The following is a 24,135-nucleotide window of genomic DNA, read 5'->3' on the forward strand; positions in this document are numbered from 1 at the left end:
CGGTGCGGGACCAAAGGGCCTTCGGTGCGCTAGTGCGCCGCCGGCGGAACCGTCAGGCGGACGTGAGTTCCCTGTTGTCCTCGAGGTCCTTCCCGGTGAACTCGGGAAGCCTCGTGCGGACGAAGAGGAAGGACAGGACGGCGAACACCGTGAAGGCCGCGTACATGATCCAGAGACCGAGGTTCTCGCTGACCCAGGGGAAGGTCAGCGTCACGATGAAGTTGAACACCCAGTTGACCATTGTGGCGACACCGAGGGCGATGGATCGGATGCGGTTGGGGAACATCTCGCCGAGGGTGACCCACATGACCGGGCCCCAGGTGGCGGCGAAGAAGATGACGAAGAGGTTCGCACCGACGAGGGCGACCGGTCCCCATGCCCCGGGAAGGGTGATGTCCTCGCCCGATCCCTCGGCCTGCAGGAATGCGAGGGTAGCGGCCAGGAGGCCGACGGCCATCCCGATGGAGCCGACGAGGAGCAGCTTGCGGCGACCCACCCGGTCGACGAAGAAGATGGCGACGAAGGTCATGGCGACGTTGATGACCGAGGTGATGACCGAGGTCGTGAACGAATCGCTCTCGCTGAAGCCGACCGACTTCCAGAGCGTGGTCGAGTAGTAGAAGATCGCGTTGATGCCCACCAGTTGCTGCAGTGCGGCGATGGCCATGCCGACCCACAGGATGGGCTGAAGGCCGAAGGCGGGGCCCCGGAGGTCGCGGTAGCTCGCCCGGTCCTCGCGCTCGAAGCTCTCCCGGATCTGGCTGATCTTGCTCCGGGTGTCGCCGACGCCGGAGACACGGGACAGGACGCGGGCCGCTTCCTCGTCGCGGCCGGCGCGGATGAGGAACTGGGGGGATTCGGGGATGATCAGCGCCAGGATCCCGTAGACGACGGCGGGGATCACGCCGACCAGAAGCATCCACCGCCACGCGGACAGCCCCCACCACAACTCGTTGCCCGCTCCCCCGGCGGCGCCTGCCAGCGAGGCGTCGGAGAGCAGTGCCGCGAAGATGCCGACGGTGATGGCCAGCTGCTGGACGGAGGCCAGGCCGCCGCGCCACTTCGACGGGGCGATCTCGGCGATGTATCCGGGGACGATCACGGAGGCGATGCCGATGGCGAGACCGCCAACGAGGCGCCACGTCATGAGGTCCCACTCGGAGACGGCGTAGGCCGACCCGGCGGAGTTGACGGCGAACAGGAGGGCGGCCGCCACCATGACCTTCTTGCGGCCCCAGCGGTCGGCGAGGCCGCCGGCGAACCAGGCGCCTGCTGCGCAGCCGAGGAGCGTGATGGCGACGGTGAAGCCCAGGACGGTGGAGCTCAGCTGGAAGTCGTCCTGGATCGAATCCACGGCGCCGTTGATGACGGCGGTGTCGAAGCCGAACAGGAGCCCTCCGACGGCCGCGGCGACCGTGATCGCGATCACCCTCGCGAGGTGCTGTGGTGACTGCGCCGTGTCCGATCCGGCGTCGTGCTCGCTCATGTTCCGTTCTCCCTGCTCGATCCGTGTTTCTCACCCTACGTCAATCCGAAGCGTGCTTAGCGGCGGCCCGGGGCGCCCTCCGCCTGCACCCGCCATGCTGGAAGGGTTGACGTGGGCCGTAGGATGAGAGGGACGTTGATTCGCCCCAGCAACCAAATCGCCCGGTAAAGGACGAGGGGGTTGCGTGCCGCGAGCCGCTCCGCCGTCGTCGCCGGGCCGCCGCCGCGATCGATGCCGTTCCGCCCTTCTCTCGTATCCACCGGCAGCACCTCCCGTTCGTTAGGCAGCATCGTGAGCACCATCACCCATCCAGGCGACACCCTCTCCCGCCGCGAGAAGATCATCTACGTCTTCATCCTCGGCACCCTGACGGCACTCGGCCCGTTCACCATCGATCTCTACCTGCCGGCCTTCCCCGCCCTGCGGTCGGACCTGGGCGTCTCCGAGGCCGCGATCCAGCTGACCCTCACCGGGACGATCATCGGCTTCGCGGGCGGGCAGCTGCTCGTGGGCCCGCTCAGCGACAAGATCGGCCGGCGCCTGCCCCTCATCCTGGCGACCACCCTGCATGTGTGCTCCTCCATCGGGGCGGCGTCGTCCGAGGACATCAACATGCTGATGCTGTTCCGGATCCTCCAGGGCATCGGTGCGGCCGGCGGCGGCGTCGTGGCGATGGCCATGGTGAGGGACCTCTTCGGCGGCTACACGCTGGTGCGCATGCTGTCCTACATGGCGCTCGTCAACGGCATGGCGCCCATCTTCGCCCCGGTGATCGGATCGCAGCTGCTCCTGCTGTTCCCCTGGCCGGGCATCTTCTGGTTCCTCGCGTGCTACGGCGTGCTGGTGATCGTGGCCGTGTCACTGTTCATCATCGAGACCCTGCCCAGGGAGAACCGCCGCCAGTCCGGCCTCACCGTGGCGCAGCGGTACAGGGCGGTCCTGGGCGACCGCATCTTCGTCGGCATCCTGCTGGTCGGCGGCATGAACTTCTCGGGGCTCTTCTCCTACCTCTCCGCGTCGCCCTTCCTCTTCCAGGGACCGTACGGCCTGAACGAGCAGCAGTACGGCCTGCTGTTCGCCATCAATTCCCTGGGCATCGTCGCCGGCGTGCAGATCAGCTCGCGCGTGCTGAGGCGCGTCGGCCCGCAGTGGGTCATCGCCCTCGCCACCGTCGTGCAGGTCGTCATGGCGCTGCTCATCATCGCCTTCGACCAGCTGGGCCTCGGATTCTGGGGCACCGCTCTCCCGTTGTGGTTCTACATCATGGCGACGGGCTTCATCTTCCCCTGCGTGCAGGTCCTCGCACTCATCAACAACGGCGCGCAGGCCGGGACGGCTGCTTCGCTGCTCGGCGCGGTGACCTTCGGCACGGCAGGCGTGATCTCGCCCCTCGTCGGACTGCTGGGCGAGGGGATCGAATCGGCCACGCCGATGGCCCTGGTCATGGCGGCCTGCATCGCCCTCGGCGTGGTGTTCCTGTGGACCATCGTCCGGCCCCGGACGGTGCCCGCGCTGCAGTAAGGGGTTTCCTGCAGGGTGCCGCTCAGGCCGCAGTCGGCTCCGCCGGCAGGGCCTCCGCCGTCCTGGCGATGTTGCGTGCCATCGCCGCGAAGATGAAGCCGTGGAACGGCAGCACCGCGAACCAGTAGAGGCGGCCCGAGAGCCCCTGCGGGAAGAACACCGCGCGCTGGTAGTAGGAGCTCCCGGAGCCGTCGGGCTCCACCCGGAACTCGAGCCATGCCCTGCCCGGGACCTTCATCTCGGCACGGAGCCGCAGGCGCTCCCCCCGGACCAGTTCCTCCACGCGCCAGAAGTCGAGGGCCTCCCCCGTGAGGAGCTCCTTCGCGTCCCGCCGCCCACGGCGCAGACCCACGCCTCCCGCGAGCTTGTCCATCCAGCCGCGGGCCGCCCAGCCGACCGGCCAGGAGTACCAGCCGTTCTCGCCGCCGATCCCCTCGACGACGCTCCAGAGCTTCTCGGTCGACGCCGTCGAGCTGTACCTCTGGACGTCGGTGAAGACCGTGTGGCCGGCCCACTGGGGGTCCGAAGGCAACGGATCGGCCTCGGTATCGACCTGTGATGCCCCGGCCCAGCTCGTCTCCACCTCTCCCGCGCGCATCCTGCCCAGTGCCAGGTCCACGGCCCGGCGGTAGCCGGTCAGCCCGCCCGCCGGCGCGGGGACGTACTGGTCGATGTCGTGCTCGGAGGTCACGGCGTCGTGCTGCAGCGATTCGATGAGCGGCATCGCCATGGCCCGCGGGATGGGCGTCACGAGGTTCACCCAGTGCCCTGCGAGGCGCGGTGTGAGGACCGGCAGGGCGAGGATCCGGCGGTGAGGCAGTCCTGCGGCCGCGGCGTACTGGTTCATCATGTCGGCGTAGGTGAGCACCTCGCGGGAGCCCAGGTCGAAGGTCCTGTTCAGCCCGGCGGGAAGGTCCAGTGCCCCGACCAGATAGTGGATGACGTCGCGGACGGCGATGGGCTCGATGTGGTTCAGGACCCACTTGGGCGCCGGCATCACCGGGAGGACGTCGGACAGGTGGCGGATCATCTCGAAGGACGCGGATCCCGAGCCGATGACGACACCGGCCTGGAAGGCGATGGTCGGCGTCCCGGACTCGAGGAGGATCCTGCCCACCTGGGTGCGCGAGCGCATGTGGGTGGACAGCTCGACGCCCTCGGGATGGAGGCCCCCGAGGTAGACGATCCGGCGCACCCCGGCAGCCGTGGCCGCCGCCGCCACGGTGGACGCGATGTCCGCCTCGCGCTCGTCGAAGTTCCTGCCGGACCCCATGGAGTGGACGAGGTAGTAGAACGTGTCGACGCCCTGGCTGACCTCGCGCATGGTGTCGGCGTCCTGGAGGTCCCCCTGCACGATGTCGACGGAGTCGGCCCAGGGCACGTCCTTGAGCTTCTGCGGGGAGCGGACGACCACCCGGACGTGGTGCCCGTCCGCGACCAGTTTCGTGACGAGGCGGCCGCCGATGTATCCCGTGGCCCCGGTGACCAGGATGAGCTTGCCGCGCGTGCCGTCGTTGTCCATGCGCACAGCCTACGCCCGCCGTCCGACACTCCGGCGGGGTTGCCCTGCGTCCTTGCAGTCCCCTGCGGCCCGGATCCTGATGCCGGCGGGCCTGGTGGGCGGAACCGCCGGTCGGGTGTCAAAAAGAATGCCCCTGACCCGTGTTTCCACAGGTCAGGGGCATATTTGCTCCTCCGACTGGACTTGAACCAGTAACCCTTCGATTAACAGTCGAATGCTCTGCCAATTGAGCTACGGAGGAAAGCGCGAGTTCTACTTTACATACCTTCCGGGGCGATGTGAAATCGGCGCCCGATCACTCCTCGCGGAGCTGTCTCCGCTGCATCTCGAGCTCCATCAGATCGCGCTGGAGCTGGTTGTAGAGCGCCGGGTCCGAGGCGGGATCCATGCGCTGCAGCTGCCCCAGCTTGTCCGCCTTCTGCTGCGTGATCCGGAGCTCGGTCAGCCGGTTCAGGATGTCGCGGCAATACGCCACCATCGCGTCGGCGTCCTTCGCGGGCAGCGGCCGGACGGCCAGTTCGCTGACCAGGGGGCGCAGGACATCGGGCACGCCCTCGCGCACCGATTCGACCCACCGGGGCAGCTCGGTCCCCGCCGCACCCGCTGCGAGCACCGCCGTGTGCAGGGCCTCGTAGACGGGGACGGTGAACCGGAAGGTGGAGAAGCTCTCCCACTGCGTGGCGGTCAGGAGGATGGGCTGCTGGAGCGCCACTTCGAGTACCTCCCGCTCCATCCGGGCGATGGGGTCCCGCGGATCGGGGCGCTCGAAGTACGGCTCGTCCGCGACAGCTGTGGAGGCGGCACCGGCGGCCGCCGAGCCGGACGGGGCACTCCCCTGCTGGGCAGGGCTCCCCTGCTGGCCCTGCCGGGCGCCGGCGGATGCCGACCCGTTGTCGCGGCGTGCTGCCGCGGCGACGGCACGGGCCACCTGGTCCTCGCCGACGTACTGCATGCCGAGCCAGCGCGAGAGCTCGCGCGTGTAGGTGGACCGGAGGGAGACGTCGCGGATCTGGGCGACGATCGGCGCTGCGTGCCGCAGGGCCTTCACCTGTCCCTCCCCCGAGGAGAGGTCGAAGTTCGCGAAGGACGCCTTGATCGCGAACTCGAAGAGGGGACGACGGTCGGCGATGAGCGCGCGGACGGCGTCGTCGCCCCGGGTCTGCCGCAGGTCGCACGGGTCCGCTCCGGACGCCTCGACGGCGACGTAGGTCTGGGAGTTGAACCGCTGGTCCTCCTCGAAGGCACGCAGGGCCGCCTTCTGGCCCGCGGCGTCGCCGTCGAACGTGAAGATCACCTCTCCGCCCGTGCCGTCGTCGGACAGGAGCCGGCGCGCGATCTTGATGTGGTCCGTACCGAACGCCGTACCGCAGGTGGCGACGGCGGTGCCCACGCCCGCGAGGTGGCACGCCATGACGTCCGTGTAGCCCTCGACGACGACGAGCTGCCGGTTCTTGGCGATCTCCCGCTTGGCGAGGTCGATGCCGTACAGCACCTGGGACTTCTTGTAGAGCGAGGTCTCCGGGGTGTTGAGGTATTTCGGCCCCTGGTCGTCCTCGTAGAGCTTGCGCGCGCCGAAGCCCACGGTGTCCCCCGTGATGTCCCGGATGGGCCAGATGAGGCGCCCCCGGAAGCGGTCGTAGTACCTCCCGGCGTTGCTCGAGGACGCGCTGAACATGCCGGTCAGCTTCAGTTCGTCCAGGGTGAAGCCCCGGCCGGTGAGATGGTTCAGCAGCGTGTCCCAGCCCTGGGGTGCGTAGCCGACGCCGAACTGCTCCGCGGCCGCGCGGTCGAAGCCGCGTTCCTGCAGGAACTGGCGTGCAGTGGCTGCTCCCTGGGTGAGGAGCTGGTCCCGGTAGAACTCGGCGGCGACCTTGTGGGCGTCGAGCAGGCGCTGCCGCCGGCCGACGTCCTCCCGCCGCGGCCCCGTGCCGCCGTCCTCGTAGTGCAGTTCGAAGCCGATGCGGGCCGCCAGCTTCTCGACCGTCTCGCTGAAGGAGGTGTGGTCGAGTTTCTGCACGAAGGAGATGACGTCTCCGCCCTCGCCGCAGCCGAAGCAGTGGTACGAGCCCATCTGGGGGCGGACGTGGAAGGACGGCGACCGCTCGTCGTGGAACGGGCATAACCCCTTCCAGGACCCGATGCCCGCCGACTTCAGCGTGACGTAAGCCTCGACGACTTCCTTGATATCGGTCCGCTGCCGTACCTCATCGATGTCTTCGCGCTTGATGAGTCCGGCCATGGGACCCAGTTTATGCCCGTCGCCGACGCCGCCCGACCGCTACCGGATGGGATGTGCGCAACGCCTCCCCTGCCCGACCGGGTGCCGGACCGGTGCCGGACCGGGTGCCTACCAGAGGGCGGGAACGGGTCCGACGATACGTTCGTGGAGGCTGAGCGCGGAGACGTCCGTCAGCGATGCCACCTGGTCGACGACCACGCGCAGGCGGGCGTTCCCGTCCGTCGCCTCCCGCCAGTCCGCGGCGTACATGGGCTCGAGGTAGCGGTCGCCGTCGGCGTGGATCTGTGCGACGAGGGATGCGAGGATCTCGCGCTGGCGCTCATATAGCGGCTGGCGGTGGTCCGTGGTCATCACGTAGGTGGTGGCGAGGCCCTTCATGACGGCGATCTCCATGATGGTCTCCTCGGGCACCACCATCTCCGCGTTGTAGCGGGTCAGCGGGTCCGGTCCGTAGATGGAGCGCGTCGACTGCATGGCGCTCAGGCAGAAGCGGCCGATGAGCTGGCTCGTCATGTTCTTGAGGGCCGCCATGGACCTGCGCGTGCCGTCCGCCTCGCGCACCCAGACCGGCGTCCTCTCGAGGCGGGCGAGTGCCGCGTCGACGGCGGCCGGATCGGTGCCGGGGAGGTACCACTGCTGCGTGTAGCCCACCACGCGGGCACGGGCGTCGGCACTGTCCATCCACTTGAGCTGCAGGTGGCCGGCGACGATCGCGTCCTCGACGTCGTGCACGGAGTAGGAGATGTCGTCCGCGAGGTCCATGACCTGCGCCTCGAGGCACGAACGGCTGTCCGGGGCGCCGTCGCGCAGCCACTCGAAGACCGGCAGGTCGTCGTCGTACGCGCCGAACTTCGTGGTGCGCTGGCCGCTGATCACCGGTGCCGAGGCGGCCGTCCACGGGTACTTGCACGCGGCGTCGAGGCTCGCCCGGGTCAGGTTCAGGCCGGCGGGCCTGCCGTCCTGCTGCAGGACCTTCGGCTCGAGCCGGGTGAGGAGGCGCAGGGTCTGCGCATTGCCCTCGAACCCGCCGATACCGTGGGCGATGTCATTGAGCGCGGTCTCGCCGTTGTGTCCGAAGGGCGGGTGCCCGAGATCGTGGGCCAGGCACGCGGTGTCGACGATGTCGGGGTCGCATCCGAGCGTCCGGCCCAGCTCACGGCCGACCTGCGCGACCTCCAGTGAGTGCGTGAGGCGCGTGCGGACGAAGTCGTCGGTGTCCGGCGCGACGACCTGGGTCTTCGCGCCCAGCCGGCGGAGCGCGGAGGAATGCAGGACCCGGGCCCGGTCGCGTTCGAAGTCGGTGCGGTGCGAGCTCTTGGGCGGCTCCTCCACCCACCGCTCGGTGTCCGCGGCACTGTAACCGGTGGTGGCGGACAGTTCGGGGAGACTCATGATGCCTTTCTAGCGCAACGATGCAGGAATTGGCTCGCCGGCCCCGGCACCTGTGGACCAGGAGCCCTGCGCGGCCAGGACGGGTGCGGCGTCAGCCGCCGGACACGTCCACCTCGGCGGCGGCGATGTCCGCCTGCTGCGCGGCATTGAGGATGCGGCCGTCGAGCCAGTGCTCGGGCAGCGCGGTCTTCTTCGGAGAACCGGCACGACCGCGGGGGCCCTCCGCGTCGGAGCCGGGGTACGGCGAGTCCTTGTCGAGTTCGTCGAGGAGCCCGCGCAGCACCTCGAGGGTGGGCACGGTGGCCAGTTTGGCCCGGAGTTCCCCGCCCACCACGTAGCCCTTGAAGTACCAGGCTATGTGCTTGCGGATGTCACGGAGCCCCATCATCTCGCTGCCGAACGTCTCGACCAGCAGTTCCGCATGCCGGTAGACGGTGTCGGCGACCTGCCCGAGGCCCGGCTGGTGGCGGGAGGAGCTGCCCTCGAAGGCACTCATGAGATCCCCGAAGAGCCAGGGACGTCCCTGGCAGCCCCGGCCGATGACGACGCCGTCGACACCGGTCTCCCGCACCATGCGGACGGCGTCCTCCGCGCTCCAGATGTCGCCGTTGCCGAGCACCGGGATGTCCGGCAGCGCCTCGCGCAGTTCGGCGATGGCATTCCAGTCGGCCTTGCCCGAGTAGAACTGGGAGGCCGTGCGGCCGTGCAGGGCGACGGCGGCCACGCCGCTGTCGCGGGCGATCTTGCCGGCCTCGCGGAAGGTCAGGTGGTCCTCGTCGATGCCCTTGCGCATTTTGATGGTCAGCGGGACATCCCCCTTCGACGCCTCACGCACGGCGGTCTGCACGATGCCGGTGAAGAGGTCGAGCTTCCACGGCAGGGCCGCTCCCCCGCCCTTGCGGGTGACCTTGGGGACGGGGCAGCCGAAGTTCAGGTCGATGTGGTCGGCGCGGTCCTCCTCGACGAGCAGGCGCACTGCTGCGCCCACGGTCTTCGGGTCCACACCGTACAGCTGGACGGAGCGCACCTTCTCGTCGTCGTCGTGCGAGATGATGCGCATCGACTCCGGGCTCCGCTCGACGAGCGCGCGGGAGGTGACCATCTCGGAGACGTAGAGCCCGCCGCCGTATTCACGGCACAACCGGCGGAACGCCTTGTTGGTGATGCCCGCCATCGGCGCGAGGATCACCGGCGTGTCCACCGTGATGTTCCCGAGGGTGAGCGGCGGGAGGTCGAGCCGGAGGGCGGCGTCGGCGGCGGCGGCGGCGGCGACCAGAGTGCCGGCTGGGGTGTCGGCCGGACCGGTGGGCGGTCCCGCGGGCGCGTCGGCCCGGGGATCACCGGCGGACGGAGCGGAGAGTGTCGATACTGCAGTCACCCTTTCATTGTCGCAAGGGGCCGCAAATCCGGCGCCGCTGTTCGCTGCACGCCGTCGCTCCCGGCCGGCTTTGCGCCAGGCGCTGGTCATCCGTTCGGCTCCGTCCTGCGCCGGCCACCGGGCCCGCCGAGCGCCACGAGCCGCGCCCCCGGGGCGAGGACGCCCGGGGTACCGGCGGGCTCGGCCGTCGCCGCACCGCTGCCGTCGTCGTCGGGCCCGCCCGTGCTCTTCGGGCCGACCGCCTTCACCACGAGCACGGCGACTGCGGTGGTGAGCGGGATGGCCAGGACGAGGCCGATCGAGCCGACGAGCGTCCTCACCACTTCTTCGGCGAGTTCCCCGCTGGTCAGGGTGTCGATCAGGGCGCGGTCGTAGAGGGAGACGAGGATCAGGATGGGAAGCGCCGCCCCTGCGTACGCGAAGGCGATCGTGTACACCGTGGAGGCGATGTGGTCGCGGCCGATCCTCATCGCGGAGGAGAAGAGCCTGCGGCCCGGGGTGTCGGGGGCCAGCTCGTACAGCTCCCAGACGGACGAGGACTGCGTGATGGTCACGTCGTTGAGGACGCCGAGGCCCGAGATGATGAGGCCGCACAGGATGATCGAGGAAATCGAGAGGTTGTCCGAGGCGTTGACGAGCGTGTAGGCGTTCTCGTCGCCCACACCGGTGAGGTGGGCGGCGTCCGTGGCCCAGGCCGCGAGGACCGCCGTGACGCCGAGGCCGAAGACGGTTCCCAGCAGGGCGGTGGACGTCCGGGCGGAGAAGCCGTGCGCGAAGTAGAGGACGCCGTACATGATCACCACGGATCCCACCAGCCCGAGCAGCAGGGGCGGCCGCCCTTCCACGAGGCCGGGGAGGATGAACTGGGCCAGGACGACGAGCGCGCCCACGAGCCCGATGATGGCGCGCAGTCCCCGCCACCGGGCTACCGCGACGACGACGACGGCGTATCCGACCGCGAGCGCGACGATCGGGACCGCGCGCACGAAATCGACGAACACGTACGGGGCCGCTCCGCCCTGCATCACGGTGGAGAGGTCGAGGTAGCGGATCTCGTCGCCCGCCTCCACCGCGTCGGTCTTCGCGAGTTCGGGCGTCACCTCCACGGGAATCACGTCTCCCCCCTCCGCCGGCTGTGTGTCCGCGATTGTGCAGGTCAGCGCGGTGCCGCCGGCGTCGACCGTCGCCTGCGACGACGGGCAGTCCCCCTCCCGGACCTCGCGGACGGTGCCGCGCTCGAAGCTGACCCCTTCCGCCGTCGCGTAGGGGCTGGCGACCGACAGGGAACTGCGGTCCCCGGTCGGCCACAGGAGCATCATGGCGATGAGGGTGATGACCCCGACGGGTACGAGGATCGCCGAGAGCAGCAGGGTGGCCCGTCGCCGCGTCGCGATCACGGACGACCCCGGGCTCTCGGTCGGGTGGAGGTGGCTGGTGCCCACGGACTTCCCTCGGGTGGTCGTACGGCGGTTGGACGGTGCGTTCCGGACATCGTGGCGGACGTCGCGCGGGACGGGTAGCCGGACGGACGCCCATCGACGGCAGGGCGGACCGGACCAGCACCGGGACCGCGGCGCACCTCTCGGATTCTACGCAGGAACGCGCGCGATCGTGCGGAGGCACCGCACGGTTCGCGGGAGCACCCGGCCGGCCCGAGGACAGGGCATGCTGGGAACCACCCGGACAGGTCATGCCGGCAGGGCGTTGGAGCAGGATCAGGCCTCCGGGCGGAAAGGGACGGTCCATGGCACAGGATGCACCTTCGGCGGGAGGCCGGGACCCCATCGCAACCGTGAGCGGTGCGACGGGAACCGTACGGGGCGTCGCGCTGGTCCTGCACGGCGGGCGCGCGGAGAGTTTCGATCCCGTGCAGCCCCAGCACCTCAGCCCCCTGCGCATGCGTCCCTTCGCGGTGCGCCTCGCAGCGGGCGGCGCAGCGCATGGCCTGGCCGTCTGGACGCTGCGCAATCGTGTGAGGGGCTGGAACGGCGCCGAGCAGTCGGCCCTGACGGACGCCCGGTGGGCCCTCGACCGCATCGCGGTGCACCACCCGTCGGTGCCGGTCTACCTGCTGGGGCACTCGATGGGAGGACTCTCGGCGCTCTACGCCGCCGGTCACCCGCAGGTCCGGGCCGTGGCGGCCCTCGCCCCCTGGCTGGCGCCCTCGAGCCCGGTGGAACCGGTGCGGGGGCGTAGCGTCCTCATCATGCACGGGGATGCCGACCGGTGGACGAGTCCGACGGAGTCCCTCTCCTTCGCCCGCCGCGCCCAGGGCGTCGCGGCGGACGTCCACTATGTGAGCATGGTGCGGGCCGGCCACTTCATGTTCCGTACCGTCCGGGTGTGGCATGGCCTGAGTACGTCGTTCCTGCTCCGCCGTTTCGCGGAGGACACCGGCGCGGCGGTCGACGCTCGCTTCCTCGAGCGGTCCTCGACGCTGTACCGCGCTCCTGATCCGCTCGGAATCACCGCCTGAGCGCCTACCGTCCGGCTAGGCGCCTGCTCCGGTTCTCCCGCGGAGAGCCCGCCGGCCGGGGTCGGCGTCTCCAGGCGGGCCGGACCGGATCGCTGCCGACAGGTCCGGAAAACGCCGGACCGGAAATGCGTAGGTCCGGCCGGCCGGGGTACGTAACGGGTACAAAGAGAATGGGTACGGGAAGCGGGCAACACGGGCGGGGTCCTCCCGCTCGCGCCAATGGGCAGGAAGAGGGATCCGGGCATGGGATGGAAGCCACGGCAGAACGACCGCATGTACCGGTTCGTGGTGTACGCGGGCAAGGCGTTCTTCGCCGCGCTGCGCCTGCCCGTCACGGTCACCGGAACGGAGAACCTCCCGGCGCCGGATCCGCTGCGCGGGCGGTCCCGCCGCGCGGTCCCCGGGTCGGGCGCCGTCGTCGCGATCACGCACTTCGGCTACCTCGACTTCGCCTTCGCCGAGCTGGTCCTGTGGAACCACGCGCGCGCCCAGGCACGCTACATGATCTCGAAGCGCGCTGCCGACCACTGGTTCGTGAGCCCCTTCGTGTTCGGACTCGGCCACGTGGTCACCGACCGTAAGGCAGGCGCCCCGGCATACGACGACGCCCTGGCGAAGCTTCGCGCCGGCGAGTACGTGGCGATCCTGCCCGAGGCGGGCGTGTCCCGCAGCTACAACGTCCGTGTGCTGAAGACCGGCGCCGTGCGGCTCGCGGCCGAGGCCGGCGTGCCCGTGATCCCGATCTCCGTCTGGGGGGCCCACCGGCTGCTGAGCCGCGGCCATGGATTCTCCCTCAGGCGCGCCTGGAAGGCGCCCGTCCGCGTCCACGTCAGCCCGCCGATCCGCCACTCCCCCGGCGTCGATGTGGTCGAGGAGACGGAGAAACTGCGCCGGGAACTGCAGGACGGCATCGACACCTGCATCGCCGACTTCCCGCTGGCGCCCGAACCGGGTGCCTGGTGGATGCCCGCACGGCTCGGCGGCGGGGCGATGACCGACGCGGAGCGCGACGCCGCGGACGTCGCCGACAGGAAGGCCGGCCGGCACGACCGCGGCTGACGCCGGCTGCCCGCCCGGGAGGAGGCCCGCCCGTCGACGAGCCCCGACCCTGCGGGAACGGGCGCACGGGCCTGTGAGGTGCAGGCCTCAGGCGGTCGCGACGACGAGTGTCTCGGGTCCTGCGAGCCTTGCGGCACCGGTGGCCAGCAGGGGTTCGACGACGGCGACCAGGGCCTCCATGGAGTCGTCCACCTCGAGCTGGATGGGGTACTGGTGCACGAGCATCGCGATCATGGTGGCCACCGCCGCCTGCTGCTCCTGCGGCGCCAGGGTGGTGTCGTAGCCGAGCAGGACGTCCGCAGGGTCGTCGGTCCGGGCCTGCGTATAGCTGACCGCGAAGGCCGCGATGGCCCCGCCGTCGGCCTTGGGCCGATCACGCAGGACGATCGCTCCGCCTGCTCCGCTCGCGTCCCCGAGGAACAGCTGCTGGGCGCGGCCCAGGCTGATGTCCGCCCGGTCCCAGCCGTGGACGGACTCGTAGAAGGAGGCGAGCGCCCGTGTCAGTTCCACGGATCCGGTCGCCGCTTCCTCCAGCTGCGGCCCCGCGGCGTCGTCGAAGGCCGGCGCGGCGAGCGCACCCGGCTCGATGATCGCGAGCCGCGAGCGCTGCAGTGCTGCGAAGCCGGTGGCCTCGGCGAACGCCGCGCCGGTGGTCCCCGGCGTCACCTTGGACCGCAGGGCGGTGATGCCCGACGGCGAAGCGGCCGCCTCGTGCTGGAGCATGGTGAGGAGCGTCGACCCGATGCCGGCGCGTCGATGGTCCGCGGCGACCTCGATGTAGCACCAGAGGCGGTCCGGGTGGAGTGCCGCCCCGTACACGCAGCCGGCGGCCACGGGGATGCCCTGGTCGACCACGGTGATGCACCGGTTCCATGGACTGTCCGACGGCGTGCGGAAGGACCCGCGGAACTGCTCGGCCGCGGCCGACTCCGGGCCACCCCAGAGCTGGATGAGCTCGAGGTCGTCCCCCTCCTGCCAGGCGCGGTATTCGACGGCCATCAGGCTCCGATCAGGCGGGCGGCGAGGTATCCCTGCACCTGGTCGAGCGACACGCGCTCCTGAGTCATGGTGTCGCGTTCGCGGATGGTCACGGCCTGGTCCTCGAGCGTGTCGAAGTCCACGGTGATGCAGAACGGCGTGCCGATCTCGTCCTGGCGGCGGTAGCGGCGACCGATCGCCCCGGCGTCGTCGAAGTCGATGTTCCAGGCCTTGCGCAGCTGGGCCGCGAGGTCCTTAGCCTTCGGGGAGAGGTCCTCGTTGCGGCTGAGCGGCAGCACGGCGGCCTTGACCGGCGCAAGGCGCGGGTCCAGCTTCAGGACGGTGCGCTTGTCCACGCCGCCCTTGGCGTTGGGTGCCTCGTCCTCGGTGTAGGAGTCCACGAGGAACGCCATGAAGGATCGGGTCAGGCCGGCCGCGGGCTCGATCACGTACGGCGTGAAGCGCTCGTTGGTCGCCTGGTTGAAGTAGCCGAGGTCGGTACCCGAGTGCTTCGAGTGCGTGGAGAGATCGAAGTCCGTGCGGTTGGCGATGCCCTCGAGCTCGCCCCACTCGGAGCCGGTGAAGCCGAAGCGGTACTCGATGTCCGTGGTGCCCTTGGAGTAGTGGCTGAGCTTCTCGAGCGGGTGCTCGAAGAGGCGCAGGTTGTCAGGGTTGATCCCGAGGTCCGTGTACCAGGAGAAGCGCTCACCGATCCAGTACTTGTGCCATTCCTCGTCCGTCCCGGGCTCGACGAAGAACTCCATCTCCATCTGCTCGAACTCGCGGGTGCGGAAGATGAAGTTGCCCGGCGTGATCTCGTTGCGGAAGCTCTTGCCGATCTGGCCGATACCGAACGGCGGCTTCTTGCGCGCGGTGGTCAGCACGTTGTTGAAGTTCACGAAGATGCCCTGCGCGGTCTCGGGCCGCAGGTAGTGCATGCCTTCCTCCGACGCGACGGGGCCGAGGAAGGTCTTGAGCAGGCCGGAGAATTCCTGGGGCTCGGTCCACTGGCCCTTGGTGCCGCAGTTGGCGCAGGTGACGTCCTTCAGGCCGTTCTCGGGAGCGCGGCCCTTCTTCTCCTCGTACTCCTCCTCGAGGTGGTCCGCGCGGTACCGCTTGTGGCAGGAGAGGCACTCGACGAGCGGGTCGCTGAAGACCTCGACGTGCCCGGAGGCTTCCCAGACCTGGCGGGGCAGGATCACGGCCGAGTCGAGCCCGACGACGTCCTCGCGGCCGCGGACCATGGTCTGCCACCACTGGCGCTTGATGTTCTCCTTGAACTCGGCACCGAGGGGCCCGTAATCCCAGGCAGAGCGGGAACCGCCGTAGATCTCCCCCGACTGGAACACGAAGCCGCGCCGCTTGGCGAGGGAGATGATGGGGTCGAGTGCTGACTTGGCTGCTGCCATTGTGTTTCTTCTCCAGTTCTGTGCAGGCCGCTGGGTGCGGTCGCAGGTGGGGGTCGCGTCGGCGCTTCGCCACCCCTGTCACAGGGGGGAAAGCTACCCCGCAAGCCTACCGGGTCCGCCTCACGCGGCACCCCGGCCGGGAGCGGGGATGGCCGGCCGGAGGCGGTCGGCTGCGAGCGACGGCGGGCGACCGAGGGCCGGGAGCGGCGTGGCCCGGCCGGGGCCGGAGGACCACCGTCGAGATGGAGGACCACCGTCGAGATGGACGGTCCTGTCAGCGCGGGGCGCGCCGGGGCCAGGGCAGGGTGGTGAGGATGATGGCGCCGAGGGTCAGCAGGGTCCCGGCGACGGTGGCGAACACCACGATGGTGCCCGGGGCGGGAAAGAGCAGGTCCAGCAGGAGCGAGCCGACGAGCTGCCCGCCGATCATGCACAGGCCCGTGAGCAGGACGCCGAGGCTGCGCACGAGCAGCGCGCCGAGCCCGATGAAGATACAGCCCATGGGCCCGCCGAGGTAGTACCACCACTCCGACGGCAGGGGGTTGCCCGGGCCCGCGAGGGCCAGCTTGATGAGCCAGGCCGTCACGAGCACGGCAGTGCCGGCGATGAAGTTCATGAGGGTGGCGGCGAGCGGCGTCCCGTAGTGCACTGCGGCCGTGCCGTTCATGGCCTGCTGGAAGCTCATGAGCGCCCCGGCCGCCACGGGCAGCAGGACGGGGATGAGCCAGCTCGACACCTCTCCGGCGGACCCGAAGCGCGGCGACACGGCCCAGACGACGGACAGGACGGTCAGCACGACGCCGATCACCCGCATGGGCGTGGCTGCGCGCTTCCCCCCGGGCCCGATGCCCGCGCGGTCGACGAGGAGGCTGCTGAGCGACTGGCCCATGACCGTCGCCACGGTGAACAGGGCGACCCCGAGGATGCCGATGGTCAGCGACTGGGAGAAGACGAAGAACGCCCCGATCGCGCCGGCGGCCACGTAGTAGGGAGGGAACCGGCGTTCGCGGACCGACGGGATGATCTGGCGTGCGCCGGCACGTGCGCCCGGCAGCACGAGCGTGAGGGCGACCATCACGATGAGGCCGGTGCCGAAGCTGACCAGCGCCGCGGCGATGCCGTCGTCGAGCACGGCGCCCAGCGCGCCGTTGATCCTGCCCTGGACGGGCATGGCGAGGCCCGCGGCGAGTGCGAGCGGAAAGCCGACGGCCGGCGGAAGCGTGGGCGCAGAAGACACCCGTACAGCCTAGTAGCCGGTGCCGGGCATGCCTGTCCGTCGTGGGTGTCGGGCAGAATGGAGTGCATGACCGACCACGCACCCACCGAACTCCCCATCCAGGACGACATGATCCGGCTCGGGCAGCTCCTGAAGCTGGCCTCGCTCGCGGAGGACGGTGTCGAGGCGAAGGCCCTGATCGACAACGGACTGGTCCAGGTCAACGCCGAGATCGAGGAGCGCCGCGGACGCCAGCTGCACCCCGGCGACACGGTCAGCGTCAACGGGCAGTCCGTGCGCATCACGCGCGCCTAGCGCCGCGTACCGACCGGCGCACCGGCCACGCCCCACCGCGGTACCAGCCCCGCAGCCACGCCCACAGCCACACCCGGTACCAAACCGGCGGGGCCCGCATGGCGTCAGCGGCGGCCGAGGACCGTCATGGTGAGGAACTCCCGGACGTGGGCGAGTTCCTGCAGGTTGATGCTGTGGAACATGTTCGAATAGAGGATCTTCGTCAGCTTCGTGTGCTTGACCAGCCAGGCGTGGGTGAACTCGATCATCTCGGGCAGGATGACCTGGTCCTCCTGGTCGCGCCCCCAGAAGAACTCCACGGGCGCCGCCGCGGCCTCGTCGTCCCGGAAGAACTCGTGGCCCTCCGACGGCACGGCGAATCCGGAGAGGCCGACGACGCAGGCGAAGTCGGTGGGCCGGTGGCGCAGGAGCGACGTCGCGACCGCCATGCCCTGCGAGAACCCGAGGATGCTGACGCTCGAGTGGCGTCCGCGGACCTCGTCCAGCCATCGGGACACAGCAGTCACGCTCTCCACGACGCGCTCCACCGAATAATCCGCCTCCCGCGACAGCGGGAACCACGAGAAGCCCGGTCCCACTGCCTGGAGCGCCCGGAGAGACGCGACGGTGAACTCGGCGGGGAGGTGGTCGGTGAGGCCCATCAGGTCCTCCTCGTTGGCCATGTACCCGTGGAACAGGACGAGCAGGGGCGTGCCCTCCCGCTCGGACTCGGGCTTCGACCAGAGGACCACCGGGTCCCAGGCGCTGGCGGAGGACGTGGAGGTGCCACGGGCGGGTTCAGTCATGGCTTAATCTTGGCACGCCCCGCCGAGGAATCGACGCCGGGTTGGCGCAGGAGAGGCACTGGTTGGGAGAATGTCCCGGTGATCCCTGCAAACGCCGGAACGCCCCTGCCGGGCGGAACCGATCCCGTCCTGAACGGTCCGATGATCGATCCGAGCCTGAACTCCGAACCGCACCCGTGGCACCGCTATGTCGCCCTCGGGGACTCCTTCACCGAGGGCATCGGGGATCCCAACCCGGAGAGCGTCGGGGGCAATCGCGGCTGGGCGGACCGCGTCGCCGAGGAACTGGCCCGGGGCCAGGCCGGCTTCGCCTACGCGAACCTCGCCGTGCGCGGACGGCTCCTGCAGCAGATCATCGACCAGCAGGTGGAACCGGCGCTGGCGCTGCATCCGGACCTGGTGACCATCTCCGCCGGCGGCAACGACCTGCTGCGTCCCGGTGGTGATCCCGATCTGCTCGCCACCCGGCTCGACGCCGTCGTCGGGACCCTCGCCGCCTCGGGCGCCACGGTCGTCCTGTTCACGGGGCCGGACGTCCGCGAGACGGTCCTCGGCAGCATCCGCTCGAAGACCGCGATCTACAACGAGAACCTGCGCACGGTCGCCGCACGCCACGAGGCCGTGATCGCCGACATGTGGGCCCTGCGGCAGCTGGTCAGTCCGCAGATGTGGTCCTCCGACCGGCTGCACTTCTCGCCGCTCGGCCACCACACCATCGCCGCGATGGTCCTGGACACCCTCGCGGTCCGGCACACCCTCCAGCCGCTGCAGCCCAAGGAGCTCCCGGCGCGGACGTGGCGCGAGGCACGCGCCGAGGACCTCGTCTGGGCGCGCGAGTACTTCGTGCCGTGGGTCCTGCGGCGCCTCCGCCACCAGTCGTCGGGCGACGGCGTGTTCGCCAAGCGTCCGGAGGCCGCGCCCATCTTCGGCCCGGGCATGCCGCCGGGTGCTGCCGACTAGCGTCGTCGCCCGTTCCCGACAGCGCGCCCTGCACAGTGCGAGCCATCGTCCGCCGGCACTGCCGCGCGACCTGACGCGGCGGAGTCCGGCCGGACAGCCGCCGTCGTTCTCACCGAGGCGACCGAAATGACCGGCCGACGGGCAGCCGGCCGGTCATTCCTGTCATCCCGCGCGTGGATTCAGCTGTCGAGCGAGACCTCGCCATTGGCGACCGCGTCCGCGCATGCGCTCAGGTCCGGCCCGGGCTTGAAGTCGACGAACTGCGGCTGCAGCTTCTGGAAGAGGAACTCGTAGACCTCCTCGCGGGACTTGCCGTCCATCGTCTCGACGGCCTCGCGGACCGCGTCCTGCAGAGCCCGGTCCGAGTCCAGCAGGATCTTGTCGCGTGCTTCCTGGTTCCAGCCAATGGTGCTCAGTTCCATGAACAGCTCCCCTTCATCTTCCGTCGGCGAGTCCGGGCGTCTACCTCAGACCTGCCTGCCGCCGATTGCTAAGCAGGCTTAGCTCCAAGACTAGGTGCCCGTCCGGGGAAACCCAACCGATAACTGCTACCCCGCGTAGAAGGCCGAGCGGAGTTGCGCGTCGAGCTGGTGGATCTGGGTCAGGAACGCGTCGTGGCCCACCGGGGAGGAGATCGTGTGGACGGGCACCTCCCCGGGCAGCCCCCGGGCCAGCCGCTCCGACTGCTCCGGGAAGTAGAGCCGGTCCGAGTCCACGGCGGCGATGAAGAAGTCCGCCGTGGCCTCCCCCAGTGCCGCGTCGAGGCTGCCGCGGTCCCGCGCGGCGTCGTGACTCATCAGCGCCTCGGTCAGGATGACGTAGCTGTTCGCGTCGAAGCGGCCCACGAGCTTGTCCGCCTGGTGGTCCAGGTAGCTCTCCACCTGGTAGCGGCCCCGCTCGGCGGGCAGGACGGCGCCGAAGGGCTGTTCGGCGTCCTGCTCCGCGCGGCCGAAGCGTGCTTCCAGTTCCTGCTCGGAGCGGTAGGTGATGTGGGCGATGCGCCGGGCAATACCGAGGCCCGCATCCGGATGCGGGCCGTCGTAGTAGTCACCGCCGCGGTAGGCGGGGTCGAGCCGGATTGCCTGCAGCTGCGCCTGGGCGAACGCTATCTGTTCGGCCGAACTGGCGGCAGTGCAGGCGATGACGGCGCACCGCTCCACCCGCTGCGGGTACATGAGTGCCCACTCGAGCGCTCGTGCCCCTCCCATCGATCCTCCGAGGACCGAGTGCCACTGCGCGATGCCGAGCCGGTCGGCGAGCAGGGCCTCGGCCCGGACGGAGTCGCGGATGGTGACGAAGGGGAAGCGCGATCCCCAGGGGGTGCCGTCGGGAGCGAGGCTGGCCGGCCCCGTCGAGCCGTAGCACCCTCCCAGCATGTTGACGGACACCACGAAGTACCGGTCGGTGTCCACCGGGCGGCCGGGTCCGACGAGCGAATCCCACCAGCCCTCCTCCTCCGATGCGCCGCGTGCCACGTGCGAGCTGCCGGTCAGGGCATGCTGCACGAGCACCGCGTTCGAGGCATCCCGGTTCAGCCGGCCCCAGGTCTCGAAGGCGAGCTGCACGTCCGGCAGCTCACCTCCGGTCTCGAGTGCCAGCGGTCCGATCGGGGCGATGCGCAGGAGCCCGTCCCCCGAGGGGCGCGCGTCGTCGATCCCGGGGTGCAGCGGAGCAGGAGGGTGGGTGGTCACGAAGGGCTAGGCTCCTTTGGCGGCGCGGAACCCCGCGTCGAGGTCGGCGAGGATGTCGGTGATGTTCTCGAGGCCTACTGACAGGCGGACGAGGCCCGGACGCACGCCCGCGGTGAGCTGCGCTTCCGCCCCGAGCTGGCTGTGCGTCGTGGACGCCGGATGGATGACGAGCGAGCGGACGTCGCCGACGTTCGCGACGTGCGAGTGGAGTTCCAGTCCGTCGACGAAGCGCTTGCCGGCCTGCAGTCCCCCGACGATGTCGAAGCTGACGATCGCGCCCGTACCGTTGTTCCGCCCGTACTTCCTGCCGCGCTCGTACCAGGGGCTCGAGGCGAGGCCGGCGTAGGAGACGCGTTCGACGTCGTCGTGCCCCTCGAGCCACTCGGCGACCGCCTGCGCGTTCTGCACGTGGCGCTCCACCCGCAGGCTGAGGGTCTCCAGTCCCTGCGCGATGAGGAAGGCGTTGAACGGCGAGACGGACGAGCCGAGGTCGCGCAGGAGCTGGACGCGGGCCTTCAGGATGTACGCGAGGTTCGCGCCGAGTGCGCTGCCGACGCCGAGGTCCCGCGCGTAGACGAGTCCGTGGTAGCTCTCGTCCGGCGTGTTGAAGCCGGGGAACCGCTCGGGGTACCGGGCGAAGTCGAAGTTCCCCGAATCGACGATGACCCCGGCGATGGCATTGCCATGGCCCCCGAGGTACTTCGTCGCGGAGTGCACCACGATGTCCGCGCCCCATTCGATGGGCCGGATCAGGTACGGCGTGGACAGCGTGTTGTCCACGATCAGCGGAAGCCCGTTCTCGTGGGCGACGGCGCTGATGCCCTCGATGTCGAGGACGTCCTGCCGGGGGTTGGACACGACCTCGCCGAAGAAGAGCTTGGTGTTCGGCCGGACGGCGTTCCGCCACTGCTCGAGGTCGTCCGGGTCCTCCACGAAGGTGGTCTCGATGCCGAACTTCTTCAGCGTGTGCTTGAAGAGGTTGTACGTGCCGCCGTAGAGGCTGGGGCTGGCGACGATGTGGTCCCCCGCCTCCGCGATGTTCAGCACCGCGAAGGTCTCGGCGGCCTGGCCCGAGGCGAGCAGCAGGGCGCCGGCTCCGCCCTCGAGGCTCGCGATCCTCGTCTCCACCGCTTCCTGCGTGGGATTCCCGATACGCGTGTAGATGGGCGCGAGTTCCGTCAGCGCGAACCGGTTGGCGGCACTCTCGGCGCTCGGGAAGACGAACGACGACGTCTGGTAGATGGGCAGCGCGCGCGCTCCCGTGGCTGCGTCCGGTACCTGGCCGGCGTGGATCTGGCGTGTCTCGAAAGACCAATCGTTGGACATGGTGCTCCCTTTCGGAAGGGGCTCCGCCTGGTCCGGTGCCCCGGCCGGTGCGTGCCGCTCCAGGAGACCGGCTCCCGCAGGAGCCCGCGCTTGAACGGCGCCGGAATAGCGCCGAACCTGGTCTTCACCCGGGGCACCCCACCGCGGTTGGAGGGTTGCCGGCCAGCAAGCCGGGGCTTCGTGCTGGCACTCATGACCTCTCCTCATGAAAGCCCATCCGAGCAGATCCGGCAAGCCGTATGACCGTTCGTGAAGCAGCGTGAGGACGGGGCTGCGGAGACGCCATCGGAGGACCAGCAGGAGTAAGGCGATCCTAAGTCGAGACGTGCATCACTTAGTGCCAAGATAACCGCATGCGATTGGATCATGTCTCATATGCCTGCGAACCCAATGGACTTGCTGCGACTGCCGACCGGATCGCGGCCAACCTCGGGATGGACCCCGTGAAGGGTGGCGTGCACCCGCGCTTCGGCACCCGGAACATGATCTTCCCCCTGGTGAACGGCCAGTACCTGGAGGTCGTGGAGGTCCTCGACCACCCGGCGTCGACCAAGGCCCCCTTCGGTCAGGCGGTGCGCGCACGCTCCGAGGCCGGCGGAGGCTGGATGGGCTGGTGCGTCGCCGTGGACGACCTCACACCGTTCGAGGAGCGCCTCGGCCGCAGCGCGGTTCCCGGCAACCGCAAGTTCCCCGACGGCCAGGAACTGACGTGGCAGCAGATCGGCATCAAGGGACTCATCGCGGACCCCCAGGTCCCCTACCTGCTCCGCTGGGACGAGGGCAGCGAGGCCCTGCACCCCTCCCAGGCGCGACCGGCGTCGGTCAAACTGTCCTGCCTCACCATCGCAGGATCGTCCGAACGCGTGACCGAGTGGCTCGGCACCGACGTCGAGGAGACGCTTGACGGCGTCAAGGTCCAGTGGATCGCCCCGAACGGCACTCCGGGCATCATGTCCGTGACCTTCGAGACCGCCGACGGCCGCATCGAGATCTGACCCCCGATATCACCCAGTACGAACAGGAAAGGGCCGGACAGTCGTCCGGCCCTTTCCTGTTGCCGCAGCCGCGCGGGACGCGGGCCCGTCAGGCGTGGGTGTAGGTCAGGCAGTCGGCGGCGTCGGCTCCGGGGCCCACCTTGACGGCCGGGGCGCCGCACAGCAGGTCGTGGTTGAAGGTGCACTCCGAGCGCTGGCACGCGCCCACGTGGGCGAGCATCTTCGGCAGGCCGCCGCTGATGGACGTGTCGATGAAGGTGGCGCAGGACGCGTGTTCCTCGCTCCCGGACACTGTGATCGCGACGGCGGTGCAGCCCTCGTGATTGAACGAACAGTTATGGACACTGCACTCAGAGACACTGGTGACGACGCTCATGATTCCTCCTGGCTGGTCCGGTGGAGCCCCGGGGCGGAGCCGCCGTTGTGCTGGTGGACATCACGGTAACACCGCGGTCAGCCGATAATTTAGTCACGGTTTCCGTGCGCAAATCAGCGTAGATGAGCCTTCCCTGAGCAGTTCACCGGCCGATTCGCCGGCGGATTCACCCGCCGATCCCGATGGCGGGTCCGAGGAGCGCGAAGCCCACGAAGCCCGCCGTGTCGATGAGCGCGTGCGCGATGACGAGCGGCAGGACGCGGCGCGTGCGCGTGTAGAACCAGGCGAACAGCAGGCCCATCAGCACGTTGCCGACGAAAGGGCCGAACCCCTGATAGAGGTGGTAGCTGCCCCGCACCACGGCACTCGTGAGGACGATGGCGGAAGTGGACCAGCCGAGCTCGCGCAGGCGGAGGAAGAGGTAGCCCACCACGAGGACCTCCTCCAGCACCCCGTGGCGGACGGCCGACAGGACGAGGACCGGGACGGTCCACCAGTAGGAGTCCAGGGCGGCGGGGACGAGGGCCGTGGTGATGCCCAGCGCCCGCCCGCCGGCATACACCCCGAGGGTTCCGACGCCGATGACGGCAGCCAGCCCGATCCCGAGACCGATGGTGCGCAGGGGCCTGTCGAACGTGAGCCCGAGGCGACGCAACGCCGGAACGCCGTGCCCGCTGAGCAGGAACAGGACGAGGGCCACGGGCACCAGTGCGAAGAAGATGCCCAGCACCTGGTAGGTCAGGTCGAAATACGGCCGGTCGTTCAGCACCGGGTTCAGGGTGGTGGTCTGCGCCGCCAGGGGTCCGCGCGTCAGCTTCTCGGCCAGGCTCACGATGGAGTACACGGCCGACTGCCCGAGGGAGAGGCCGAACACGATCAGCAGCTCCGCGGTGATGCGCCGCCGGGGCGGAGTGGCATCCGTCCGGGTTTCGACGGGTGACGCGGCGGACGAGGACTCGGCAGGCATGGCGCTATCCTCCCAGCGGTTGCCGGGGATTCCCAGTCCGGCGG

General features: G+C 69.7%; 21 protein-coding genes, 1 tRNA gene and 1 riboswitch. Of the genes, 6 read left to right on the plus strand and 16 right to left on the minus strand.

Features of this window, described 5'->3' with window-relative positions:
- Positions 1-52 precede the first annotated feature (52 nt).
- Entirely contained in the window at positions 53-1,486 is a 1,434-nt protein-coding gene (locus ACX80H_RS14865) for a sugar porter family MFS transporter (RefSeq protein ID WP_459314176.1), read from the minus strand.
- A gap of 231 nt (positions 1,487-1,717) precedes the next feature.
- On the opposite strand from ACX80H_RS14865, the gene ACX80H_RS14870 reads away from it, so the two are divergent.
- Positions 1,718-3,007 (plus strand): multidrug effflux MFS transporter, encoded by a 1,290-nt coding sequence (locus tag ACX80H_RS14870; RefSeq protein WP_459314282.1) that lies wholly within the window; start codon positions 1,718-1,720, stop codon positions 3,005-3,007.
- A gap of 22 nt (positions 3,008-3,029) precedes the next feature.
- Here the strand turns inward: ACX80H_RS14870 and ACX80H_RS14875 are convergent, their stop codons facing one another.
- From ACX80H_RS14875 to ACX80H_RS14900, 6 genes are all read right to left on the minus strand, one after another.
- Entirely contained in the window at positions 3,030-4,529 is a 1,500-nt protein-coding gene (locus ACX80H_RS14875) for an SDR family oxidoreductase (protein WP_459314177.1), read from the minus strand.
- Between the two features lie 168 nt (positions 4,530-4,697).
- Positions 4,698-4,770, minus strand: a tRNA-Asn gene (locus ACX80H_RS14880).
- Between the two features lie 54 nt (positions 4,771-4,824).
- Positions 4,825-6,768: a DNA primase gene (gene dnaG / locus ACX80H_RS14885; RefSeq protein ID WP_459314178.1), complete on the minus strand. Its 1,944-nt coding sequence runs from the start codon at positions 6,766-6,768 to the stop codon at positions 4,825-4,827.
- A gap of 108 nt (positions 6,769-6,876) precedes the next feature.
- Entirely contained in the window at positions 6,877-8,160 is a 1,284-nt protein-coding gene (locus tag ACX80H_RS14890; RefSeq protein ID WP_459314179.1) for a deoxyguanosinetriphosphate triphosphohydrolase, read from the minus strand.
- A gap of 91 nt (positions 8,161-8,251) precedes the next feature.
- Positions 8,252-9,538 carry a tRNA dihydrouridine synthase DusB gene (dusB, locus tag ACX80H_RS14895; protein ID WP_459314180.1) on the minus strand — a complete coding sequence of 429 codons (1,287 nt, stop codon included), beginning with the start codon at positions 9,536-9,538 and terminating at the stop codon, positions 8,252-8,254.
- 86 nt (positions 9,539-9,624) lie between these two features.
- Positions 9,625-10,980 carry a YibE/F family protein gene (locus ACX80H_RS14900; RefSeq protein ID WP_459314181.1) on the minus strand — a complete coding sequence of 452 codons (1,356 nt, stop codon included), beginning with the start codon at positions 10,978-10,980 and terminating at the stop codon, positions 9,625-9,627.
- Between the two features lie 302 nt (positions 10,981-11,282).
- Between ACX80H_RS14900 and ACX80H_RS14905 the strand changes: the two genes are divergently transcribed.
- Positions 11,283-12,014 (plus strand): alpha/beta hydrolase, encoded by a 732-nt coding sequence (locus ACX80H_RS14905; RefSeq protein WP_459314182.1) that lies wholly within the window; start codon positions 11,283-11,285, stop codon positions 12,012-12,014.
- Positions 12,015-12,257: 243 nt separating this feature from the next.
- Positions 12,258-13,073: a lysophospholipid acyltransferase family protein gene (locus ACX80H_RS14910; protein ID WP_459314183.1), complete on the plus strand. Its 816-nt coding sequence runs from the start codon at positions 12,258-12,260 to the stop codon at positions 13,071-13,073.
- Between the two features lie 87 nt (positions 13,074-13,160).
- Here the strand turns inward: ACX80H_RS14910 and ACX80H_RS14915 are convergent, their stop codons facing one another.
- The 3 genes from ACX80H_RS14915 to ACX80H_RS14925 form a co-directional block, all read right to left on the minus strand.
- On the minus strand, positions 13,161-14,072 hold the full coding sequence (locus tag ACX80H_RS14915; RefSeq protein ID WP_459314184.1) for a GNAT family N-acetyltransferase: 912 nt from the start codon (positions 14,070-14,072) through the stop codon (positions 13,161-13,163).
- Entirely contained in the window at positions 14,072-15,460 is a 1,389-nt protein-coding gene (locus tag ACX80H_RS14920) for a glycine--tRNA ligase (RefSeq protein ID WP_301229903.1), read from the minus strand. The genes ACX80H_RS14915 and ACX80H_RS14920 overlap by 1 nt, the downstream gene beginning before the upstream one ends.
- Before the next feature lie 274 nt (positions 15,461-15,734).
- A complete protein-coding gene (locus ACX80H_RS14925; RefSeq protein ID WP_459314185.1) occupies positions 15,735-16,697 on the minus strand; it encodes a DMT family transporter in 963 nt (320 codons plus the stop codon).
- Between the two features lie 66 nt (positions 16,698-16,763).
- Here ACX80H_RS14925 and ACX80H_RS14930 point away from each other — a divergent pair, with 66 nt between their 5' ends.
- Entirely contained in the window at positions 16,764-16,991 is a 228-nt protein-coding gene (locus ACX80H_RS14930) for an RNA-binding S4 domain-containing protein (protein ID WP_459314186.1), read from the plus strand.
- Positions 16,992-17,095: 104 nt separating this feature from the next.
- Here the strand turns inward: ACX80H_RS14930 and ACX80H_RS14935 are convergent, their stop codons facing one another.
- Complete coding sequence (locus ACX80H_RS14935; RefSeq protein ID WP_459314187.1) at positions 17,096-17,776, minus strand: alpha/beta hydrolase; 681 nt, start codon at positions 17,774-17,776, stop codon at positions 17,096-17,098.
- Between the two features lie 141 nt (positions 17,777-17,917).
- Here ACX80H_RS14935 and ACX80H_RS14940 point away from each other — a divergent pair, with 141 nt between their 5' ends.
- A complete protein-coding gene (locus tag ACX80H_RS14940; protein ID WP_459314283.1) occupies positions 17,918-18,736 on the plus strand; it encodes an SGNH/GDSL hydrolase family protein in 819 nt (272 codons plus the stop codon).
- Positions 18,737-18,915: 179 nt separating this feature from the next.
- On the opposite strand, the gene ACX80H_RS14945 is transcribed toward ACX80H_RS14940, so the two are convergent.
- From ACX80H_RS14945 to ACX80H_RS14955, 3 genes are all read right to left on the minus strand, one after another.
- Complete coding sequence (locus tag ACX80H_RS14945; protein WP_459314188.1) at positions 18,916-19,158, minus strand: hypothetical protein; 243 nt, start codon at positions 19,156-19,158, stop codon at positions 18,916-18,918.
- A gap of 126 nt (positions 19,159-19,284) precedes the next feature.
- Positions 19,285-20,427 (minus strand): homoserine O-acetyltransferase MetX, encoded by a 1,143-nt coding sequence (metX, locus tag ACX80H_RS14950; RefSeq protein WP_459314189.1) that lies wholly within the window; start codon positions 20,425-20,427, stop codon positions 19,285-19,287.
- A 6-nt stretch (positions 20,428-20,433) separates the two neighbouring features.
- Positions 20,434-21,753 (minus strand): bifunctional o-acetylhomoserine/o-acetylserine sulfhydrylase, encoded by a 1,320-nt coding sequence (locus tag ACX80H_RS14955; protein WP_459314190.1) that lies wholly within the window; start codon positions 21,751-21,753, stop codon positions 20,434-20,436.
- Positions 21,754-21,834: 81 nt separating this feature from the next.
- A riboswitch (SAM riboswitch) is annotated at positions 21,835-21,951 on the minus strand.
- A 155-nt stretch (positions 21,952-22,106) separates the two neighbouring features.
- Here ACX80H_RS14955 and ACX80H_RS14960 point away from each other — a divergent pair.
- A complete protein-coding gene (locus ACX80H_RS14960; protein ID WP_459314191.1) occupies positions 22,107-22,748 on the plus strand; it encodes a VOC family protein in 642 nt (213 codons plus the stop codon).
- A gap of 88 nt (positions 22,749-22,836) precedes the next feature.
- Here the strand turns inward: ACX80H_RS14960 and ACX80H_RS14965 are convergent, their stop codons facing one another.
- Entirely contained in the window at positions 22,837-23,124 is a 288-nt protein-coding gene (locus tag ACX80H_RS14965) for a DUF1540 domain-containing protein (RefSeq protein ID WP_087072076.1), read from the minus strand.
- 166 nt (positions 23,125-23,290) lie between these two features.
- On the minus strand, positions 23,291-24,091 hold the full coding sequence (locus ACX80H_RS14970) for a CPBP family intramembrane glutamic endopeptidase (protein ID WP_459314193.1): 801 nt from the start codon (positions 24,089-24,091) through the stop codon (positions 23,291-23,293).
- Between the last annotated feature and the right edge of the window lie 44 nt (positions 24,092-24,135).

It is taken from the genome of Arthrobacter pasteuri, from assembly GCF_054510955.1.

What these genes read in the sequence shown, in the direction of transcription:
- ACX80H_RS14865 (WP_459314176.1), bottom strand. Translation starts at nt 1,486, where the DNA reads ATGAGCGAGCACGACGCCGGATCGGACACGGCGCAGTCACCACAGCAC.
- ACX80H_RS14870 (WP_459314282.1), top strand. Translation starts at nt 1,718, where the DNA reads ATGCCGTTCCGCCCTTCTCTCGTATCCACCGGCAGCACCTCCCGTTCG.
- ACX80H_RS14875 (WP_459314177.1), bottom strand. Translation starts at nt 4,529, where the DNA reads ATGGACAACGACGGCACGCGCGGCAAGCTCATCCTGGTCACCGGGGCC.
- dnaG (WP_459314178.1), bottom strand. Translation starts at nt 6,768, where the DNA reads ATGGCCGGACTCATCAAGCGCGAAGACATCGATGAGGTACGGCAGCGG.
- ACX80H_RS14890 (WP_459314179.1), bottom strand. Translation starts at nt 8,160, where the DNA reads ATGAGTCTCCCCGAACTGTCCGCCACCACCGGTTACAGTGCCGCGGAC.
- ACX80H_RS14905 (WP_459314182.1), top strand. Translation starts at nt 11,283, where the DNA reads ATGGCACAGGATGCACCTTCGGCGGGAGGCCGGGACCCCATCGCAACC.
- ACX80H_RS14910 (WP_459314183.1), top strand. Translation starts at nt 12,258, where the DNA reads ATGGGATGGAAGCCACGGCAGAACGACCGCATGTACCGGTTCGTGGTG.
- ACX80H_RS14915 (WP_459314184.1), bottom strand. Translation starts at nt 14,072, where the DNA reads ATGGCCGTCGAATACCGCGCCTGGCAGGAGGGGGACGACCTCGAGCTC.
- ACX80H_RS14920 (WP_301229903.1), bottom strand. Translation starts at nt 15,460, where the DNA reads ATGGCAGCAGCCAAGTCAGCACTCGACCCCATCATCTCCCTCGCCAAG.
- ACX80H_RS14930 (WP_459314186.1), top strand. Translation starts at nt 16,764, where the DNA reads ATGACCGACCACGCACCCACCGAACTCCCCATCCAGGACGACATGATC.
- ACX80H_RS14935 (WP_459314187.1), bottom strand. Translation starts at nt 17,776, where the DNA reads ATGACTGAACCCGCCCGTGGCACCTCCACGTCCTCCGCCAGCGCCTGG.
- ACX80H_RS14940 (WP_459314283.1), top strand. Translation starts at nt 17,918, where the DNA reads ATGATCGATCCGAGCCTGAACTCCGAACCGCACCCGTGGCACCGCTAT.
- ACX80H_RS14945 (WP_459314188.1), bottom strand. Translation starts at nt 19,158, where the DNA reads ATGGAACTGAGCACCATTGGCTGGAACCAGGAAGCACGCGACAAGATC.
- ACX80H_RS14955 (WP_459314190.1), bottom strand. Translation starts at nt 21,753, where the DNA reads ATGTCCAACGATTGGTCTTTCGAGACACGCCAGATCCACGCCGGCCAG.
- ACX80H_RS14960 (WP_459314191.1), top strand. Translation starts at nt 22,107, where the DNA reads ATGCGATTGGATCATGTCTCATATGCCTGCGAACCCAATGGACTTGCT.
- ACX80H_RS14965 (WP_087072076.1), bottom strand. Translation starts at nt 23,124, where the DNA reads ATGAGCGTCGTCACCAGTGTCTCTGAGTGCAGTGTCCATAACTGTTCG.
- ACX80H_RS14970 (WP_459314193.1), bottom strand. Translation starts at nt 24,091, where the DNA reads ATGCCTGCCGAGTCCTCGTCCGCCGCGTCACCCGTCGAAACCCGGACG.